A 22,411-nucleotide genomic window follows, 5' to 3' on the forward strand; every position below is an offset into this window, starting at 1 on the left:
TCTATTGACCATTGACGATTCACCATTCCCATCAATAACCGAAGTTTTGCGAAAGATTTGGATTTGCGTCGCGCTGCGTTTGCGGTATAGGCATCAGCTCGCTTTTTCCGGTGTTAAAACCATTGGCAAATGCATTGGCAAAGGATTGCGGAACGCTGCCGCCCAGCCACCAGTTCACTCTTGTAGCTCCGTTGGGCGCAGGGCTTGGCACCGGCTTATAAAATGATGTTATAAACGGATTGAAATCGTCTATGTTTGATCTGGGCGGTTTGCTGTAGAAATATAAATAAGTGGGAAGCTGTGTGGCATCGATTGCATATGCAGGGCCATCTTCCATATAAGAAAAAGGGGAAAATTTAGGATGGTTGGTGGCCGTTGCAGAGGTCCACGCATTGAGCCTGGCCCTTGTTTCAGCGATGGCAGTACTCAATAGTCCCCAACGCAACAGGTCGTATTTACGTATACCCTCATTGCCAAATTCAAGCATTCTTTCCTTTACGAGGAATTTAAAGAAACCTTCTTTCGAAGTTGGAATAACAGGCGGAGTTTCTTTATAAGATCCGCCATGCCCTCTTAAGTTGATCTGGCTTACAGCATCTATAGCGGCAGCTGTGGGGCCATTATTGAGTTCATTTTCCGTTTCGGCAAACCACAACAACACATCGGCATACCTTATCAACGGCCAGCTTAATTGCATATTCTGCAGGCTATTATTGATGGCCGGCCGGTTCGACTCGGTGGCTTTGCCACTGCTGAATATATAGCCAGGATTAGTGACCCATTCTCTTCTGAACTTACCATCATACATGACGTTAATGGAATGACCGATCTTGATGGTATCAAAAACTATTTCATACGGTACACAGGTAATGTCGCGACGGATATCCGTTGAATCGAACATATAAAAATAGGTAGGTATAATAAACAGGTTGTTTCCGCCAACTCCGTTCATCCTTGTTCCTGTTTGTATGCCCAACTTACTATCAGAATTGGTTCCGAAAGCCATGGACGCCACCATCATAAATTCACCGGCCGGATCATTCAGATCGTGACCAAGCAAATGCTTTTTGAACAGCTCTTTATAAGAAGGCATTAATCCATGTTGCCCGCTGGCAATGATGTCGGCACATTCGTCATGAGCGATCTTGTAATAATCGCGGTAGTTCGCGGGCCGCACCAACGCGCCGCCGGTAACCGGCAATGCATAACCGCCTCTTGTTAAAGCGATCTTTGCCCGCAGGGCCTTGGCTGCACCCTTTGTAAAACGCTGATCAATTGCATCGCCTGTTGAAGCCACATCCTTTCGCCAGGGCATCATTGTTGCGGCCAGTTCAAGGTCGGCCAACAACCGGTCGTAAATTGAATCCCTGCTCAGGCGGGGCTTATAGAAATCCGCTTCGAACTGTGAGGGCCCCCATTGCGCCGGCACGTCGCCGAAATTGCGGCACAACTCATAATAATATTGCGCCCTCAATACCAATGCTTCGCCATGCATGCGTTTCAATTGCGCCTGCTGCTGCGTGGAACCGTTGATATAGGCATTCATTTTAGGAATGTAATAAATGCAAAGATTGGCCCTTTCTATACCCTGGTACATCTGGTTGAAAGGATTCGTGATCTGCAGGTTTCCGGGTATAGCCAGATACTTGGCCAGCAGCTGGCCCTCATCGGTAGGCGCCGCATTTGTTCCTTTCATCATTTCATCTGAATCGTAGGCCCAGTAACCGCTCAGGCGGATACCATATCCATAATCGCCGGCCATGGCCATATAGGCGCCCAGCAACGCCTTTTGCGCATTGGGAATATTATTGAAAACATATCCCGGGTCGAAAGATGAGATGGCCTCGGGATCAAGATGTTTTTTGCACGAGATAAAAATGGTGGTTGGCAGCATGGCTATCAACGCAACCTTTATAATTGATTTCATCCTTTTCATAAGCTTTCGTTATGGTTGACAAATTTTATGGTACCGTGGCACGGTTTTCTTTATTTACCGTGCCACCGTCCTGAGCGGCCTGCCCTGAGCGAAGCCGAAGGCGTCGAAGGGGGAACCGTGACACGGGTTTGTGGATTAGAAAGTAATATTCAGGCCGGCAACAAAGGTCCTGGCCCGTGGATAAGCCGCATAGTCAACACCGGGGGTTGTAGGATCTGCACGCCGGGTGCTTGCATCGGGATCATAACCGGTATAGCCGGTAAGGGTAGCCAGGTTATTGACTGTTGCATACAGGCGGAATGTCGAGATCTTCACCTTTGATAACAGGCTTTTAGGTAAATTGTAACCTAAGGTCACATTGTTGATACGCAGGTAAGAACCGTTTTCAATGGCAAAGCGCTGCGAGTAAAATCCGTTGATGCTGGTTGAAGGGAACCAGATGGTCGCGTTTTTATTTACCTCCCCTAACGTGGCCGGGTCGGCGCCAAGGATCGAGGTTACACCGCCTGTAGTTATCGTACGCTGCACCGGCTTTCCATTTTCATCGGTCATGCGCCAGCGCCCGTTATCGATATTCAATAAATTGACTTCCGAACCATAAGCACTCGAATATTCGAGCTTATTGGCATTGAACACATCGTTACCGTATACAAAATTGCAAAACACCGACAGATCAAATGCTTTGTAAGTAAATGTCTGGCTCAGGCCGCCAAAGAATTTTGGCTGTGCATGACCAATAATCGTGCGGTCGTTATCGGCGTCTATTTTGCCATCGTCATTCAGGTCTTTAAATTTTGGCGACCCGGGTTGCAGCGGGTTGGCAAGAATACCTGCGGCCGACGCCACTTTCGGATTTAACGTATAGATGGTATTATACTGAGGGTACGCAGTATTGGAATAAGGAGCAGATGTAAAATCGTCCAGGGTATAAAATCCGTCATTGATATAACCGTACATGGCCCCTATTTCCTCTCCTACTTTCAGCACGTAATCGGCTGGGAAATTGCTGGTGCTGAACCAACCGCTGTTACGCAATATCTGATCATTGCCTCCCAGCGAGGTGATCCTGTTCTTATTAAAGGCAATATTGAAATTGCCCGACCAGCTAAAATTTTTCGACCGCACCATGGTTGCTGCGATCTGTGCTTCCATTCCCCGGTTGGTGGTAGAACCTATATTTTGAAACTGGGTGATATAACCGGTAGATGAAGGAATGGTTTGGTTAAGTAACAATTTATCAGATCTATTGGAATACGCATCGATGGTTACGGTAACACGTTCATTCCATAAAGAAATGTCGAGGCCAAGGTTCTGGGCCACCTGGCTTTCCCAGCGCAGCTCTTCATTGCCCAGGTTGCTTGGGTTATATACGCCATATAAAGCGCCATTCAATCCATATCCGCCATTGGCAGGGGATGAATATTGTGTTCTGTAAGAAAATGGCGTAATACGGTTATTTCCAGACGTACCATACGAAAAGCGTAAACGCAGATCATTGACCAGCGTACCATGCGGGAAAAAGTTTTCGCGGCTTACACGCCATGAAAAAACACCCGACGGAAAATAACCCCACCTGTTCTGTTGATTAAATATGGAGCTGCCATCGGCCCTTACGGTAAACTTGGCGTAATATTTCTGTGCATAATTATAGTCAATGGTAGAAAAGAACGAAGCCAGCGATACCGGCACCTGTGAAGAGGATGGCAACGGTTGCGGATTAGCCTGCGTAGAAGCAGCCGCCAGCTGTAAATTATTAAACGCTTCATCGGCGGTAATACCAATAGGGAAATATCGAAGTTCGGTGCGGTCGGCGTTGTTGGTGGTCTTTTGTATTTCCTGCCCTGCCAATACGCTTAGGCTATGCTTTGAACCAAACAGCGAAGAATTGGTATAGGTGAGCACATTTGAATTCGTTATCAGTATCGACTGGCTGTTGTCAAAAACAATTACCGGTTGCTTGTTATAGGTTTTGGCATTGTTTGTAAGCGTATCGTCGAATGACCTGTTGCGCGTACTGTTTACTGTATAGGCAGCGGTTGACCGTAAAGAAAGATTTCTCAGGATATTGAACTGGATGTAGGCGTTTAAAATTAATTGTGTATAGTACCTTCTTCTTGTTTCTGCCTGGGCCAGCAAAATAGGGTTCAGTATATTGAATCCATTTCCTGCATTATTTAAATCGAGGTCCGGATCGTAGGAATCTTCTTCTTCACCGGGCATTAATAAAGGTTTGTAGCGGGTATACTGCTTCAGCCGGTTTGCGCCGCCGCCTCTTGCATCAGAAGTGCCCGCGCCGTTTATCAGCTGATGGGTATACCGCGTATTGACGCCAAATTTAAACCGGTCATTGGCCTTATGATCGAGCCGGAAGGCGGCGATCTTTCTATCGAGATCTGAATTGATGAGAATACCATCCTGCTTATTGGCCGTAAGACTGAGGTTATAGGTGGTATTGGCATTACCGCCCGAGATCGTAATATTATGAGACCATTGCGGCGCGTTTCTTCCCATGGTTCTTTCCTGCCAGTCGAAACCGGGATTGTCTTTATAAGAGGCAAGCGTATCGAAATTGGTTGGAAAGCGAATGTATTTTTTTATCACACCGGCCGTATCGCCCAGCCACCAGGCACGGTCATATTGATATGAAACGTAATCATAGGCATTCATCATAGGAATTTTTTGCGCCAGTTGCTGAAAGCCATAATACATATTATAGCTAACATTCGTTTTACCGTTGGTATTCTTTCCACCTTTGGTAGTGATCACCACTACCCCGTTGGCGCCGCGCGAACCATAGATGGCCGTAGAAGCCGCATCTTTCAATACGTTGAGACTTTCAATGTCCTGGGGATTCAATACCGTAAGGGCATTGTCCATAGGAATGCCATCCACCACATACAACGGATCGCCACTTTGTGTAATGGACCCGCGTCCCCTGATATTGATAACCGCATCGGCGCCCGGCGCCCCTTCTGAAAGCGTTACCTGAACGCCGGCCAGCCGGCCCTGCAGCACCTCCGCTGCATTATTCAATGGATTGTCTTTAAGATCTTTTGAAGTAACGGCCGAGGAAGAGGCCAGCAAATCCTTTTTTCGAACAGGCTGATAACCTATGATCACGATCTCACTCATGTCGCCAAAGGCGGTAGACAGGCTCACATTCACCGTTGTCTTCTGACCCACTGCCGCCTCATGGGAAACATATCCAATGGAACTGAAAACAAGGATGGTGTTCTCCTTGTCCGGTAAGGCAATACTATATTGCCCTTCACTGTCGGTAGAAGTTCCGGCTTTGCTGCCTTTTATAGTGACGGTTACGCCACTCAAAGGCTTCTTTGTACTGTCGGAAATAACGCGCCCCGAAACTATTCGCGTCTGGCTCCTTGCTATAGTCACACAAAGCATCAGGAGCACGAAAAAAGAGAGTTGTCTTTTCATATGCAAGCTCGCAGTTTAGAATTGATTGGTAGCATCAAATCTCCCTGAAAGCCGCATTAAAAAGGTTCAATAAAAGATATTTAATGGTTCAATTTTGGGTATTTAAGCAAAATATTTATTGGAAATCAAGGCACAAGGTTCAAGGCTCAAGGTTCTATAATTTTTGAAGCTCAAAATCTATGGCTATACTTTATCTTTCGACTTTATGTATTCGGAAGGAGTAAGCTGATATTTTTCGCGGAAACAGGTGCTGAAATATTTAGGGCTGCTGAAGCCCGACAAATATGCCACTTCGCCAATGTTGGTGCTTCCTGCATCGAGATACCGTTTGGCCCGCAGCAACCGCATATCCCGCACAAATTCAACCGGCATGATACCGGTTAAGCTTTTGAATTTTTTATAAAAAGTGCTCCGACTCATTTTCATGTCTCCGGCAACCATTTCCAGGGTAAAGCCGGGATCGGTCATTTTTTCCTCCACTATGGCGATCACCTCTTTCAAAAAGTTTTCATCACCGGTGGTGAATAAAGGCGCCGTGATCAATTCAGGGGTCGTTTTTTTATTCACCAGCGTATCAAACAATTTCTTTCGCTGCTGCAGCAGGTTATCGATGGAAGCGAACAGAAACTCATTATTGAATGGCTTGGTAATATAATGATCGGCGCCATATCGCAATCCTTCTATCTGGCTTTCTATTGAATGCCTCGCCGATAAAAGAACTACCGGAATATGGCTGGTATTTATGTCGTTCTTTATTTTATCGAGCATTTGAATGCCATCCATCACCGGCATCATGATATCGCTCACGATCACATCGGGCATCAGCTGTATGGCCTTCCGGCAACCTGCTGCACCATCCGGGGCCACCACTACCCGGTACCGCTCGCTGAGCTGTTTTTCGAGAAAGGCGCGCAGGTCGTCGTTATCCTCTACCAGCAACAGCAACGGCGCCTCTTCACTAACAGGTACGGGCACTGCATTGGCCTGCCCCCGGAGCAATGGTTGTACCGGTGGTGCCTGATATTGCGGGGATGCCTGCTCTCCATCGATCAATGTAATTTCTTCCTGTTTATAATGGTCGTTGCCCAACTTCAGTTTTACTGTAACTGAAAGGCCGCCCTCGGCATTATTTGCGGCATAAATGCTTCCGCCATGTAAATGCGCCAGCTCACGACACAGTGCAAGGCCGATGCCAGATCCCTTTTGACCGCTGGCGGGCGGCTGATCGCCTTCATAAAAAAGCTCGAAAATCTGTTTAAGCTTTTCCTTGTCAACACCCGGGCCCTGGTCGCGAACCTCAATGGTAAAGCAGTTTTCATCAGCAAGCGACCTGACAATGATCGTTATCTTTTTTCCTTCGGGTGTAAACTTTACAGCGTTCGCCAGCAGGTTAAAGATCACTACGTCCAGTTTTTCTGCATCGGCCCACGCAATGAGCTCCTGTTGTTCGGACATAATATCTAGTTGAATGCCCCTGTTTTCCAGTTCTACCCTAAAGTGTTCGCCAACGTTTGTTACAAAGCTTATTATTTCCAACCGCGAAATATGCAGCGTTGCTTTGTTACTCTCTATCTTTCGCAGATCGAGCAGTTGGTTGATAAAACGCATCATACGGCCGGCGTTCTTCTTTGCCACTTCAACATAAGCAGCTCCGTCTGAAGACAAATTTTCTTTTTTGGCCAACTGTTCTATCGGGTTAACAATAAGTGTAAGCGGCGTTCTCAGCTCGTGCGAGACATTGGTAAAAAAATCCGCTTTAAGCACAGCCAGTTTTTGTTCTACCGCTATCTTGTTTCGCAGGCGCACCATGGCCAGGGCGTTACGCCGGATGAACACCAGTATTAACCCAATGAGAATGGCATATAAAAGATATGCCCACCATGTTTTCCATAGGGGCGGCAAAATAGTGATGGCCAGGCGCCGGTAAGGCACGTTGGAATACAGATCCATGGCGCTGCTTTTCACTTCAAAAACATATTGCCCCGGAGGCAGGTTCGTATACGTGGCCCTTCCTTGAAGGCCATCGTCGTGCCACACGCTATCAAAACCAAGTAAACGGTAAACAAGCGCCTGCCGGTTTCCTAAGCGGTTGTCGAGGATGGCGTAATCGATACTGATAATATTCTGATCATGCTGAAGCGTACAATCAGTCAAATAATTGATGTCTTCTTTCAATAGCGCATTCAACCCCGGCTGCACCTTTTCATTATTGATGCGCAAAGCCGTAAAGACGATATTGGCTGCTATCCGTTTATCATTATTATTATTTATCTGGTTTGGGTCAAAAGTTATATACCCCCTGTTACTTCCGTAAAAAAGCCGGCCATCGCTGGAACGGCACACAGCCGCTTCGGAAAAACTAACCCGGGCCAACCCATAATAAGAATCGTAATTCCGGAAGCTTTCATTGTGGGGGTTGAACCTGGAAAGCCCGTTTTCAGTAGCTATCCATAAATTACCAGCGCGGTCTTCGGTACAACCCAGCACATAATTGTTGGGCATACCGTCTTTCGTTGTATAATTTTTGAACCTCAATGACCGAAACGGCTGATTGCCGACAGCTCTGCAAAATCCACCTCCTGAAGTGGAAAGCCACATGTGGTTCTTTGAATCGCGGTAAATAAATTGAATATCGTTATTACCGAGGCTTTGCCCGTCGCCAGGAATTTTGCGGTATGGTGTGTACCCGTATACCGGTGAATTACGGTCGTCGGCATTCAGTAACAATAATCCATTCGTTGTGCCAATCCAGATATTACCGGTGGAATCCAGCGCCAGATGCCTGATCTTGTTAAAAGTTTCCTGGGGATAATTTCTAAAGGCATCACCACTCTGCACAAATTGTATGGAATCGGCAACGCCCTGCATCTGAAAGAGGCCTTTGTCAAATGAACCGATCCAGATGCGTGCCCGCCTGTCTTCAAGCAATGCATAAATATCATTGCAGGGTAAACCAGCGTTATTTGCATTTGCTTTGTTTGGAAAATAATGTATGAGATGATACTTCGTTTCCTCTTTATTAACCGGCGCCGCTTTATATAAACCATTTCCTTTTGTACCGAGCCACATATTTCCACGGCTGTCCTGTAAAATGGCATACACCTGCCCTGGCCCCTCTGCCGGCTCGTTGTCAAAAACGCCGGTGAGCCTTTTACCATGTTGATACAGATAAACCTTACCGTTTTTCGCGCCTAGCCAGAGCCTGTTCTTATTATCATAATACATTCCCCTGATCTCGTTATCGAATTTTGAGACCGGATGCCCCACCAACAGCTGTTGTTCAAAAACATTGCTTTGCAATAAAACCCTGATGAGCTGCCTTTCATTGGTAGTAAGCCAAAACAAACCGGTACTGTCGTAAAATACCCGGTAACAGGTAGCCGGAAGGCTAGCGCTGCCTGCATCGGGCGTTTGTAGAATATAATTTAACGACCGGGTAGCATCGTTATAATAACCAAAACCGCCGCCCTTCATATAAACCCACGTTACTCCATTATTATCTTCGAAAACGCTGAAAGGATTTCTTGGCACGTTTAACCGGTCGATGTTCTCATGGAAATAATAATTGAACGACATGGCAGCAGGATCGAAACGAAGAACGCCTTCTTTTTCCGGCGCTATCCATAAAATGCCTTTTTTGTCTTCATATAAATTTGTAAGCGGCTCATTACGGCGATAGCTGACCGTTTTATTTTTTCCATCTTTTAAGGGACAGCTGATCAACTCCCCGGCATTGGTGATTGTATATATGCAATCGCTTTTTTTCGATCGCAATAATGCATTTAAACGGCTGGCGGCAACCTTGCGAACAGAAAAGGATCTTGTTTTTTTCTCATAAATAAAGAGATGGCCGTCGGCAGTGCCAAAATACAGGCAACCGGCATCTTCATCAAATGCAGTAAAGTCATTTCTGCCAGCCATTTCCAATGAAGCTATTTTGCTGTTTGTATAAATACCCGGTCCTGATGGCGCCAAACAGGCTAATCCTTCCGGCGTTCCTATCCAGATCAGCCGTTCGTGGTCTTCATGAAAAAAATTGATGGCGTTTGCGGGCAATTGATATTCGTGAGCAGATGCTTTATTATACCGGACAACGCCCTTAGTCGACAGATCGTTTTGAGAAACACAAAAAAGGCCTTCATTTACCGACTGCAGCCATACCCAACCGTTACCCGCAGATAAGATCCTGCTAAAATTTATTTTTTGTTTGTCCTCCGGATCAATGAGCGGTGATAACGGCGCGAACTGGCCGCTCTTCTTATCAAAGCGGTAGATCTGCCTGTCGTAAGCCTGAATCCACAGGTGATCCGACTGATCTTCTACGATCTGGTCAACCCGCCCATTACCCAACCGGGAGTGGTCGCCAGGTAAAGATTTAAAAGAAAGGAACGAATGACCATCGAAGCGATTGATGCCATCCCAGGTACCAAACCACATAAAGCCTTCACGGTCTTTGAGCATGCAGGTCACTGCCTGGTGCGAAAGTCCCTGTTCGGTGGAATAATACTCTACTTTGCATTTTGGCTGTGCAGCAGCTTTCAGCATGCACAAAATAAGTATCGCAAACAAACCCGCACCATGTTTACAAGTAATCGCCATCGATGGAACACTTTAACTTAAATAACATTTTTCCTGAAGGATTGAAATAGCAGGCGGTTTACCTGGCTTAGAAACCAAACGCTTGCAATATAAAACATTTCTTACGACACAATAGGTCCGGACCAGACATTACAGACGTAAAACAAATGTTCAGGATACAATTACGTTTTTGCAGAAGAAGCGCGGGACGTATTTCAGGTAACATTGACAATTCTTTCCTATTCAAAAATATTTTTATAACTTCCTGTTTTCATACGCCTGCAACTTTCATGTAACTCAATGCCAACGTGGAGAGAAACGATGTTCCGAAGTACTATTTTTATCTTTTTTATACTTCTTTTAATTGCCAGAACGCCTTGCGCTGCTTTTAGCGACCCGCCGGTAAAATACCTGGGAATTGATCAGGGACTATCCAATAATGGTGTCATCAGCATTTTTCAGGACCACAATGGATTTATGTGGTTTGGTACTTTTGACGGTCTCAACCGTTACGATGGTTACAGCTTTAAGGTTTTCCGCAACGTACTTAGTGACACTACTTCTCTTAAATCCAACTATATTAGGGTAATGGCCGAAGACCTCAACCACCATCTTTGGGTAGGCACCGCAAAAGGAGTGAATGTCTATAACCCGGTTAAAGCAAACTTTTATAATGCAAAATTCAGATCCAGTGACAATACATCCTTAAAACCATTAGAAAATTCTATCAGCGCCATTCAGCAGAATGATAAAGATGGATGCATGTTGGTTGGCGCCCACAACAGCGGTTTATTGATATTTGAAAAAAATAGCGCGACGGGCGTGCAAATTCCTTTCCTTTCCTGGAAAGGGCATGAAGACGAATATGATGTAACAGCTATGACTTTGGATGCAAACCGGCAACTGGCGTGGGTATTTATTCAGGAGGCAGGGCTTTGCCTTTATAATATAAAAAGTAAAGAGCTGAAGTTAATTAATGGGTCCATTAAAAAGGCCGGTTGTTTAAAATTAGACAGTAACGGCAACTTATGGTTGGGAAACGAAAATGGACTTTTTAACTACGACATCAGCACCAATGTTTTTTCAAACAATGTATTACCCTTCAGGGGCAGAGTAATGCATCTTTTTGAAGACAGGCAACATGTATTGTGGATCTCCTGCGATGGTAATGGCGTGTGGTCAATGCGCGTTGGTGAAAACAGGCCTGCTGTTTATTTATCAGCTTCAGGCACTTCATTGATCAATGGCAATTCTATATACGCCATTTATGATGATCTTCAAGGCAATAAATGGGTAGCAACAAAGCACGGAGGAATCACGATGATTCAACTACGGCGCAATTTATTTAACCATATTACATATGCTGGTACCGGACAAAAAAACAGTATTGAGGATTTTATTTTTTGTTTTGCTGAAGATAAGAAAGGTAATGTATGGATTGGCACCGATGGCGCAGGACTGAGGTACTGGGACCGTACGAATGATACATCCATAACTTACAGGCATGATGCCAGCAATTACGCTACTATCAGCAGTGATTTTATTACCAACGTTGTTTGTGACTCGCAGGGCGATCTATGGGCCGTTAGCTGGCTTGGCGGTGTTAACCGGCTAAAAAAAGGTTCTAAAAACTTTGAACATTTTAGTTGTTATAATTCTTACACCGGCATTGTTGACAAAAACGCCTGGCTGGTTTTTGAAGATTCCCGCAAACAATTATGGGTTACTACTGCTAATGGCGGGGCGCTGTATGTATTCAATCGGAACACCAATCGTTTCGAAGTTTTTGATGAAAAATTAACCACTATTCTATGCATCGCGGAAGACAGGCAGGGCAATATTTTAGCGGGTTACCGAAACTCCTTATTGCAAATAGACCTGGTAAATAAAAAGCATCGGTTGTGGCCTGTAGGACATTCAGTGCGTAGTATTTGCGAAGACCGCAATAAAAACCTTTGGGTAGGAACCGATGGCGGCGGACTGTTGTTATTCGATTGTACAAAAGGGACCTACGAACAATATACCACCTCAAATGGTTTGCCGAGTAACACCATCCTTCGCATGCTGGAAGATGATAAAAATAACCTGTGGCTGAGCACTTATAACGGCCTGTGTAAATTCAATACCATCCACCGCACTTTCCGGAACTATTCAAAATCCGATGGTTTGCAAAGCACTCAGTTTGGCTTTAATGCGGCACTGGCTTTACGATCGGGTGAATTTGTATTTGGCGGAATTAAAGGATTTAACATTTTTTATCCGGATAGTATTTATGATAAAAAGGAACCTTTCAACATATACCTCACGGAACTGAAAATTAACAACAAGCCTGTTGAAGAAGATGATTCCTATGTAAGCAAAAGGGCTTCGGATCGGATTGAAACAATTGAGCTGCCATTTGACGAGGCAATTCTCTCGCTCGATTATGTGGCCCTGGATTACGTTGCTGCTGATAATATAAAATATGCATATAAATTAGAAGGATGGGATAAAAACTGGATTTATTTAAACAACACCCGCACGGCCAATTATTCACGACTTCACGAGGGAACCTATTCTTTTAAAATTAAAGTAAGCAATGGCGCTGGCCCCTGGAGCGAAGCCGCCAGCCTCCTCACCGTAGTGGTGCTTCCACCCTGGTATAGGACCTGGTGGGCTTACTGTATGTATGCCGTTCTTGTTGTATCAGCAGCTTATTTGTATATAATCTATAATAAACGGCACGAACGGCTTAGGTACGAGATCAAACTGGCTAATTATGAAAAAGAAAAAGAAAAGGAGTTAACTGAAAAAAAGCTTTCCTTTTTTACCCATATTTCACATGAGTTCCGCGCACCTCTTACCCTTATAATCAATCCGATCAAAGACCTGATCCAAAAAATTGACACGCCCGATGAACAGCAGGAATTAAATATTGTGCATAGGAATGCACGCCGTTTGTTAAGCCTTATAGACCAATTGCTCCTTTTCCGAAAAGCAGATGCTGCAATCGATAACCTGAAATTTTCGCGGCACAATTTCTACCAGTTATGCAATGAGGTCTTTATCTGTTTTCTGCAACAGGCAAAAGCCAATAACCAGGAATACCTGTTTGAATTTGAGAACCAGGACCTGGAACTGTATGTTGACAGGGAAAAAATTGAAATAGCATTGTTTAACCTTATATCGAATGCTATTAAATATACACCCGAGCATGGAAAGATCATCTTCCGTGTAACGGAAACCAATGAGGAAGTAAACATTGCTGTTATAGACAACGGCCATGGCATTTCAGGGGAGGCAGCGTCCCGGTTGTTTGAGAAGTTTTACCAGTCCAGCTCCCCAAAAGCACCGGCTAAATCAGGCTTTGGAATTGGTTTGTATGTCGTTGACCGTTTTGTGAGAGCTCATAATGGCGCAGTCACTTTCCATACAGAGGAAGGAAAAGGCACCACTTTCCTTGTAACTTTAAAGAAAGATAAAAAGCATTTAAAGGAACAGCTTATCGTAAATGAGCCACTGAAGGAGAAGACAGCCCTGTTAACGGAACTAACTGAAGATGTTCATGACGAAACAGTCGTTAGTGAATCAACGGCCAAAACTGAAGAACTGGTCACAGACCGCCAAACCATTTTGCTAGCAGACGACGACGATGCTATAAGGCGCTACCTGCAGCAGATCTTAAAGCACAAATACGAGTTACTGGAAGCGGAGAATGGAATGGAGGCGCTGAAAACAGCACAGGAAAAATTTCCCGACCTGGTGATCAGCGATATCAGAATGGACGGCTTAAACGGGATCGAACTTTGCCGGCAAATAAAACAGGATCAAAACCTGAATCATATCCCGGTAATACTGCTCACCGGAAGCAATGGGGATGATGTGGAACTGCAAAGCATCGAGGGCGGCGCCGATGCCTATATCACCAAGCCATTCGATAAAGATATTCTGCTTGCCAAAGTGGAGAATCTTTTTAATAGCCGCAGTGAGCTTCAAAAGTATTTCTTTAATGAGGTTACACTACAAAAAAACACCCTTAAGATCTCGCCTGAATACAAGGCATTCCTCGACAAATGCATTGCCATCGTAGAACAACACCTGCATGATGACCAGTTTTCAATAAAGGTACTGGCGCAGGAAATTGGAATGAGCCATTCTTACCTGTACAAAAAAGTAAAGTTGATGTCCGGACAATCCGTCGCAGGTTTTATCAGGTACATCCGGCTTAAAAAATCGGCAGAGCTGATGATAAAGACTAATTGTAACGTAAATGACGCTGCATTTCAGGTGGGCTTTAATGATGCCAAGTATTTCAGGCGGCAGTTCAATATATTATTTGGCATGAACCCATCTGAATATATAAAAAAATACCGCGATCCTTTTAATAAGGCTTATCAGATCTCAACGAAGGTGTTGAAGGAAAAGCCGAAAGATTAAGCAGCAGTTTGCCACACTTTTAAAGTATGGCATACCTTAAGGAAGATTCCCGGATCATCAGTTGTGACGTAAGAACAACGGTATAACTGGCCACACCTAAAGAACTGTTTAACTGAGATAACAGATTATTTGCAGCAACCCGGCCCATTTCGCTGCCGGCGTAATTAACGGTACTCAACTGCGGTTCTACCAACCTGCTGATGGTATCGTTATTAAAACCTACAACAGCAATCTCCTGCGGAACTTTTATACCGGCCTCTTTAAGGGTTTTCATACATACTGCTGCACATAGGTCATTCGAAAAAAACAACCCATCGGGCTTTCTTTTCAATTCCAATATTTGCCTGGCCACCTCCCTCCCTGCTCTCTCACTAAGATCGGTAACGAGAACATGGCCTGGTTCGTCAGGTAGATTTTTATCCCGCAGCGCCTTTTTAAATCCGTTCAGCCTGTCGACATATACATTTTGAGCGAGGTTGCCGGTTATGTGCATGAGCCTGCGGCAACCTTGTTGTATAAGGTGTGCGGTGGCCTCATAACCAGCCTTTTCGTTATCGATGATAACCTTAATACCCGGCGCCTCCTTTCTTACCCGGTCAAAGAATACAATGGGTATCCCCCGTTTTACAAAAGGGTCATAATGGTCAAGATTAACCGTGTCGTTGGCAAGGGATACAATCAGCCCGTCAACCCGTTTATGAAATAAGTTATTTGCATTTGCCACTTCTGTTACAGAGGATTCGGAAGAATGTCCTATAACAATAATATATTCTGCGGCGGTCAACACTTCTTCTATACCACTAAGAACAGAAGCGATAAAATGGCTGTTAAGCTCATGAACGATAATTCCTATAGTGTTCGTTTTTTGCATTCTAAGCCCGCTTGCAAAGTTGTTCTTTCTGTACCCCATCGCTTCTGCCAGTTCACACACTTTTCGCTTTGTTTTTTTATTTACAGTAGGATCATTGTTCAATGCTCTGCTAACAGTGGCAATAGAAAGGTTCAGCCGCTCTGCCAGATCGTATATGGTCAATTCTTTTTTACTGGTCATGGAGGGTTCTTGTTTCAGGAACAGTACTATATGCTTTTATTAAACCACCTGTATCGATCCGAATTTCATCAAGGATAACGCCCGGGTCAACGGCATATATTTTCAACGTATGTTTTCCTGCTTTAAGGAAAGGCATGGGTATTATCCTTTCGGCCCGGTTGCTTAAAACATTTTGTTTCCATTCTTCGCTTCGGCCAACTGTTTTGATGTCAACGATCTTCAATGGCCCATCATCTATTGAAAGGGCATAGCGAAGGCTGAAGTGGTTGTTGACAGGATGGGTTGGTATTGCATAAACGGTTATGGATGGCGTTGCTGAAGAAAGCGTATAGAAATCGTATTCCACAACAGCGTTCATTCGTTTAACGGAGTCCGGGGCTGTAATCGGTCTCCCTTTAATGGAAAGCGGAAAGGCCTGCAACACGTTCCTGGCGTATCCAAAGTCGCTGATAACATTCCATTGCCTGGTGCCCCTCTTTGTTTGCCTTGTAAAATTCGTAGCCCTTATGGAAATAAAGCCATTGTTCTCAATGAAGCCTTTGTAACCGGCCAGTTCGCGTTTATTTATTGTAGCCGCCTGCAGCCTTATTACCATTTTTCTATCGCCACCGGCAAATGTAATTGCCCCCGCTGCCTTTTCTTTGTTGGAGAACCTGTTCCAATCAACATCTACCCAAATGCGTGTTTGCCTCTGTCCCCTGGTAAGCACCCCATTGCTTTTTGACAGGCGGATCCAGGGGTGAGAGGCTATTGCAATCCATTTGAGGGTTTCATTTTTACTCAGGAAAATATCGACAAAGTACTTTTGCCTGTTTAGATCATCGAAAGAAGGCAATGACATAAGATCATTGTCACTTATAAGAGATGAATCTTTTGTTGCATAGCCTTCGGGCATAATATTCCAGGCAATTGTACTGTCAATAGCAATTGGAGGCAGAACGGGCGGTTGATATACAGGCAGGTTCCTGGGGTTCATTGACATCATGTGTTGCCATTTACCATTAGCCAGCTGCGAATTAAAATATTCCGTTTCCTTTACAATACTGTCATATGCAGCTTTTGATAATTGTGCGTAATCGTATGCACTTAACCTGTTTTGTTTCGCATACCAAAAACATTTATCACGGTATAAAAACTTTTTGTTGATCCATGAGGCGTTTACTACGGGGTAATACACTAACTGGTAAAATGCATTTACCCGTTCAGGTCTTATTTGTTTTCGTAGCCTTTTCACTGCTGCCTCCAGGGAATCATAGCGGTCTATACGCTTTTGCGCTTCATCGCCATAGTAAAAATGATTGTAGGCAGTATAGGTTGTTTGGGTAATAGGTTCTGTCTGGCTCCATCCCATAAACTCGGGCCGCCGTTCAAAAGCCAGTTGAAAGTATTCCCATAAAACCGGCTGTATTATTTGTGCGGTTTCTTTTCCAAATATTGAAGTAGCCCAATTGAGTAAATGTTGTTTGGTATACTTGCTGTCTTTAAAGGGTGCGGGGTCCCAGGCCATATCAAGGAATTGCTGTATGTTGTATTCCTGGGGTTTTATGTCGCCAGCATTCAGTACCCACAGCCTGCTGGCGCCTGTTTCGTATGCCTTCATCATTTCTTCCCTTACCAAAGAAGGATGGGTAGAAGGCAGCCACAGGTAATCGTGCGGCCGGCCCCAATAAGAAGCATGATAGTATACGCCTGCTCCACCTTTACGGCCTGTTTCATTTTCATTGTTGAGCCGGTGTATATAACCGTAATTGTCATCGGGCCATACAAGCGTTACATCATTGGGAACTTTTAAACCGTTGTCATAGATCTCAAGCACCTCTTTATAGGGAGTAAGCACCTGGGGTATGGTAGTTACATTGCTGTCAATGTATTTCGAAAGCAGGGCACGTTCATCCCGAATGATCTGCTCTACTACCGGAACTGCTTCTTTCATGTCTTTTACACCTTCCATTTGCCCGTCATGAATTCCACGCATACCAAGTGTATAAATAGCATTGATGCCGCTGGTTTCTTTTATACGGTCTTCCCAATATTTTTCAACCTGCTCTTTGTTGGTGAGGTAATTAAAATGCCCCATCGTTTTTTCATTCCATTCATCCACATTATTACGAAGCATAGGTTCTGCATGCGACGATCCAATGACGATCTGATAATCTGCTGCCGCTTTAACATTCCCCGGATAATGAAAAAAGGCTTTAGTGCTTGGATGCATAGCCGGCCATATTAAATTGCCTTTTAACCGTAATAATAACTCAAATACTTTGGCGTATGTTTTAGGACCAATGTCGCCTGTTTCCGGTTCAAATGTTTTGGCGGCCCATGGTTGCAGCCCCCAATCTTCATCATTGATGAAAATGCCCCGGTACTTTACAGCAGGAACAGATGAAATGTAACTGTTTTGCGTAATGGTCAGTTCGGTCTTTTTCTTTACAGGCGCATCGGCCCACCAGGACCAGGGTGAAACGCCTATTTTTTCAGAAAGTGTAAACACGCCATAAGAAGTGCCTCGCGCGTCACTTCCGGCAATTACCAATGCTTTTGAAATAGCAGCTGATGGTTTGTTTACGATCGTTATCCCAAAACGTTCCCACTTTTTGGTTAGTTGTTTAATAAAACCTGATTGTTCACCCACTATTTTTTTTATTAATGCCAATTCAACGGAGCCAATAACTATTACGTTTCCCTTCGCTTCTGAAACGGCTGTTATTACACGGGGTTTACAAGAAGTGACCCGCTCTATATCTTCTGCCAGCAAATTGGCCAGAATAGAATCAAGCGCAGGGCCATTTTTATCATAAACGATGGTAACCTTGTTAGCTTTGGTAACAATCGGAAATGTGGCATGCTGTGCAGCAGCCATATGTTTGCTATTGAACCCGGTAGATTTTAGCTGGGCTGATAGCGAAAAAGAATAAAGAATAAATGTGAGCCAAAAGAAATATTTCAAAAAAGCTTTCATGCGTTTAACTTTTTCGGGATACAATTCGTTGTGCTAGTTCATGTATATTTTCTTCAATTTCATGTAACACCAACTCAGCTACCAGCCTGGCGCCCAATTCTGAAAAATGGGTATCATCCTGCTTGCCATCCGGATAGTTTGGATGTTCCCCTTTTTGTAAATGCATAAAAAGAAGTTGTGACCCTTCCCTACCCAATTGTTGATACAGCGCCTGGCTTTTTTTATCGAGGTCAATTAACAACACTTTTTGTTCTGCCGCTACATTGCGCACCAACTGCGAATACGCTTCATGCGTGCCTTCAATTTGTCCGGCTGAATCAAACTTTCGCCGTGCAACGGGAGTAAGCAAAACAGGAATTGCATTTTTGCTTCTTGAATCACTAATGAATTTTATAAGATTGGTACTGAACTCATTTTCTGTTGTAAAGGATTTTTTTGTGGCAACTTCATCGTTGTGACCAAACTGAATAAAAATATAGTCTCCCGCTTCGGCATTTTGCATAATAGATTCCCATAGCCCGTCGGAAATGAATGTTTTTGTGCTGGCTCCGTTTTTAGCTTTATCGATCACTGTTATACTGCTATCCCAAAAATACACAAAGGGCATTCCCCAACCGGTTTCAGGAAAAGCCCGGGGCTGCTTAATTGCCATGGTTGAATCGCCCGCCATTAAGATCTTTATTTTCTTTTTTGCCGGCACACAAAATGCAATTATAACGAACACCAATAGTATACTGCTTATCTGTTTCATGTGTTATACTTATTCGTTGATCACTAATTTATCAAGGGAAATAACATTGCCTGTACTGCCATACATGTTCTTTCGTTTGTCATGCCAGTTACCATGCCCGCCCATTACCGAAACTGTAAAAGTGTAATGATCTTTTTTCAGAAACGGACTTAAAAACTTTAGCGACTGCACCGCGTATTTACAATACATATCAACAATGGAAGTGAGCACCACTTTTCCTTTGCTGTTGCGGATGGTTACCAGGGCATAACCACCATTGGGCCGGGCCAGCCCATAAAAACCAACCCGGGTACCAGTAAACTTTAAAGTAAAAGAAGCATCCTTCAGGGCTGAGCTCATCATCGACAAAGTATCGTTTATCCATCGCCCCGAATAGGTAATTAATGTTTTGTCTGTATTATTGATTTCTTTTCCTTTAACCCGTACAATTGATGCAACCCCAGACGAAGTATTGATCATCCAGGCCTCACGATATCTGGGAATTGAAATGGAAGGGCCTTCAATCGTTAACGGTTGCCATACATAGGTGGCTGCCGATGTTTGTTTGGGAAAAGACCAGCGATCGCCCATAAACATATAGGTAGTATCTATTGAGCCCTCAACAGGCAGCACAAATGTTGTTTGTGAGTTCCAGGTAAGTGAGCCTTCTGCACAAAACATTCCTCTTTTTATCCAGGGGCCTTCTAAAGAGGCAGCGGTGTAGTATTCGTTATCATTACGCTCCCAGCTTGTTAGGTGTGAGCCTAAAAAGTAATAGAGGCTATTCTTTCGGAATATGGCAGGTGATTCAAAACCATTCGTAAAACTTTTGCATACCTGCTGTGCAATAGTTTTATAATCATCGTTCAGCTTATAAATGTCACCACCGTGCAGCAGCACATAACCTGCACCGTCTTTGTCCTGGAAGGTGCCCATATCCCATTTGCGGATGGGCCTGCCATCGAAAAGTAAGGGCCCATGATAGGTATATGGGCCGGTAATATTGTTTGAAGTGGCATAACCAACAAATTGATCAACATGCCCGAGTGTGTCAACATGCATATACATGATGTATTCGCCTGTGACCGGGCACTTCATCACCTTTGGCCGTTCCCCAACCCGGCCGGGGCCTAACTTGCCACTATCTTGAACGGGGAGCGCTATACTTTCGAATTTCCAGTTGTACAAATCAGTGGATGAATAACAACTGAAGCCGGCAAAAGCATTACTGGTATCGGTATGACGTTCGCCAAAAAGATAATACCTGCTTTTATCTTTTACAATATTTGCTCCATGTGCACTAACGGTATTCCCTTTTTCATCGAACCAGGAAATACCGGAATAGATGGCATCATATCTTTTCTGCTTTTGTGCAAGTGAAAGCAGCCCGGTCAATAAGAAAAACAATATAAAGATGATCTTCATTCAGATAATAAATTTGATAGCCGTTATATGTTATAAAAAGCAAAGAGGTTTCCCTCTTCGCTTTTACGCTACATGAACAATTAACGGGTTTAAGAACACTAATAGCCAGGGTTTTGCTCCAGCTTTGCACTCCTGTTTCTTTCAATTTCATATTGAGGAATGGGCCAGAGATTGTATTTTGGATCGGCAGACGGCGCATAGAACGGGTTGCATTTCTTTACCCTGTCATACCATTTATCTGTACGCATAAGGGTAAACATTCGCTTTTCTTCTACGCCAAACTCACGCATTCTTTCATCCAGTACAAGATCAATATTCATGTTACCTGCCGCTACTGGCGAAGCATTCGAACGGGTTCTCACTGTATTGACATCCGCTGCCGCTGCTGTCGTATTGCCCAAGCCCAAATAAGCCTCTGCACGCAGCAGATAGGTTTCTGCCAGCCTGAACAGGTATTCATCACGGTAAGTGCCTGCTGCCACGCCCTTCAATTGATAAGGGAACGCCTTTGCGGGATCAAGCAAATTGGCCGGGGGATTGTAGGGTTCGGTGCATTTAGTTTGATAAGGATATAACGACCGGTTATAGGTATCGCCCGAAACCAACGGAGCTCCATTAAACCCGGTTGTTCCCGCAGGAATATTGTCAAAATCGATCTCAGTGCCTACAGGGTACAACGGATTGCCTGCAGTTGTAACTTTAAACTTTCGTACAAAATTGTGGTTAGCGTTTCTTATATCATTCACTGAATCGGGTGTGGACCCTGTACCCTGATATTGATAAGCCTTATGGGCAAAATACATGGAGGGTGCCAGAAATCCAACCCCTCTTCCTCCGCTTGAATAATCAGCAGCCGGCCAGTTGAAAGCAGGCTTTGTAGTGGTACCGCCGGCAGGCAGTCTCACGTCCCGAACCAATGGTCCGTGTACCCGCTCTAAATTATAAAGGTCGGGAAACGGAAAACTGGTTGGCGTGGTTGACCCGGCGCCTCCGGGCACATCGTTTTCTATTTGTATTACCAGGATGGCTTCTCTATTACCGGCAGATTTACGGTTCTGATTGCCCCGGCGGAATAAGTCCCAGTATACATCGCCTGGTGTTTCTGATTTACGGGTGCCAAAGCGGGTTGTCATTAGATCTGTTGCAGGATCGTTAATTACCATTGTAGCAGCATCTACTGCTTTTTGGTACTGACCATCTGCGATATATACTTCCGACAGCAGATGATCAGCGGCCAGATTAGACACTTCACCATCCCTAACAGCAGCGATACCTGGCAAATTAGCCGCAGCAAACACCAGGTCTTCAATTACCTGTTTATAAACATCTTTTCTGCTGGCGCGGGTATAGTCTGTTTTGGGTGCAACCACTTCTTCCAGTTCAAGCGGAACTCCGCCAAATAAATAAGCCAGGCTACGGTAAGCAAAAGCACGGAAAAAACGGGCGCGGGCTTCGTACAGTTTTTTATCGTTGTCAGAAAGTTTTGATTTGGGCAAACGGCTGATAATGGTATTGGATTCTGCTACAATTTTATACCAGGGGTCCCAGTGTTTGTTGCTAAAAGAATTTACCGGGTCGTATTCGCCGGTAAAATTGGGCGGATTACCGGATGGAACATTTACTCCCATATCCGTTCTGTAAGCGTATTCCCATGGGTCGTTCTCGTTTGCTGTATAAAGCTCGGTACGTAACAATTTGTACAAATTGTTAACTGATGCATCAAAGTCTGAGGCATTTTGGAACGCATTGGAGGAACTTAAAAAATCCACGGGTGTTTCCTCCAGGAAATTTTTTTTGCACGATACGCCTCCAATAAGGAGAAGTATTATAATTGGTAACATCGATCTTTTCATATCAAATATTTTTTGCAGAATGAGA

At 44.4% G+C, this 22,411-nt stretch carries 9 protein-coding genes; 1 reads left to right on the plus strand and 8 read right to left on the minus strand.

All coding sequences use genetic code 11. From position 1 onward, the window contains the following. Positions 1-31: 31 nt before the first annotated feature. The 3 genes from GGD38_RS12400 to GGD38_RS12410 all read right to left on the minus strand — a co-directional run bounded on the left by GGD38_RS12400 (position 32) and on the right by GGD38_RS12410 (position 9,919). Positions 32-1,936, minus strand: coding sequence for a RagB/SusD family nutrient uptake outer membrane protein (locus GGD38_RS12400; protein ID WP_375300528.1), 1,905 nt, complete (start codon positions 1,934-1,936; stop codon positions 32-34). Between the two features lie 135 nt (positions 1,937-2,071). Then, positions 2,072-5,374 (minus strand): SusC/RagA family TonB-linked outer membrane protein, encoded by a 3,303-nt coding sequence (locus GGD38_RS12405; RefSeq protein WP_375300527.1) that lies wholly within the window; start codon positions 5,372-5,374, stop codon positions 2,072-2,074. A 183-nt stretch (positions 5,375-5,557) separates the two neighbouring features. Continuing rightward, positions 5,558-9,919 carry a two-component regulator propeller domain-containing protein gene (locus tag GGD38_RS12410; RefSeq protein ID WP_375300526.1) on the minus strand — a complete coding sequence of 1,454 codons (4,362 nt, stop codon included), beginning with the start codon at positions 9,917-9,919 and terminating at the stop codon, positions 5,558-5,560. Positions 9,920-10,252: 333 nt separating this feature from the next. Here GGD38_RS12410 and GGD38_RS12415 point away from each other — a divergent pair, with 333 nt between their 5' ends. Beyond that, positions 10,253-14,368, plus strand: coding sequence for a two-component regulator propeller domain-containing protein (locus GGD38_RS12415; RefSeq protein WP_375300525.1), 4,116 nt, complete (start codon positions 10,253-10,255; stop codon positions 14,366-14,368). A gap of 19 nt (positions 14,369-14,387) precedes the next feature. Here the strand turns inward: GGD38_RS12415 and GGD38_RS12420 are convergent, their stop codons facing one another. The 5 genes from GGD38_RS12420 to GGD38_RS12440 form a co-directional block, all read right to left on the minus strand. After that, on the minus strand, positions 14,388-15,419 hold the full coding sequence (locus GGD38_RS12420; RefSeq protein WP_375300524.1) for a LacI family DNA-binding transcriptional regulator: 1,032 nt from the start codon (positions 15,417-15,419) through the stop codon (positions 14,388-14,390). Further along, positions 15,409-18,378, minus strand: coding sequence for a glycosyl hydrolase 115 family protein (locus GGD38_RS12425; protein ID WP_375300523.1), 2,970 nt, complete (start codon positions 18,376-18,378; stop codon positions 15,409-15,411). The genes GGD38_RS12420 and GGD38_RS12425 overlap by 11 nt, the downstream gene beginning before the upstream one ends. 4 nt (positions 18,379-18,382) lie before the next feature. Next, positions 18,383-19,129, minus strand: coding sequence for a rhamnogalacturonan acetylesterase (locus GGD38_RS12430; RefSeq protein WP_375300522.1), 747 nt, complete (start codon positions 19,127-19,129; stop codon positions 18,383-18,385). A 9-nt stretch (positions 19,130-19,138) separates the two neighbouring features. Further along, entirely contained in the window at positions 19,139-20,533 is a 1,395-nt protein-coding gene (locus GGD38_RS12435) for a family 43 glycosylhydrolase (protein WP_375300521.1), read from the minus strand. Positions 20,534-20,631: 98 nt separating this feature from the next. Continuing rightward, positions 20,632-22,386: a RagB/SusD family nutrient uptake outer membrane protein gene (locus tag GGD38_RS12440; protein WP_375300520.1), complete on the minus strand. Its 1,755-nt coding sequence runs from the start codon at positions 22,384-22,386 to the stop codon at positions 20,632-20,634. Positions 22,387-22,411: the final 25 nt, after the last annotated feature.

It is taken from the genome of Niastella sp. OAS944, from assembly GCA_024809215.1.
GTDB lineage: Bacteria > Bacteroidota > Bacteroidia > Chitinophagales > Chitinophagaceae > Niastella.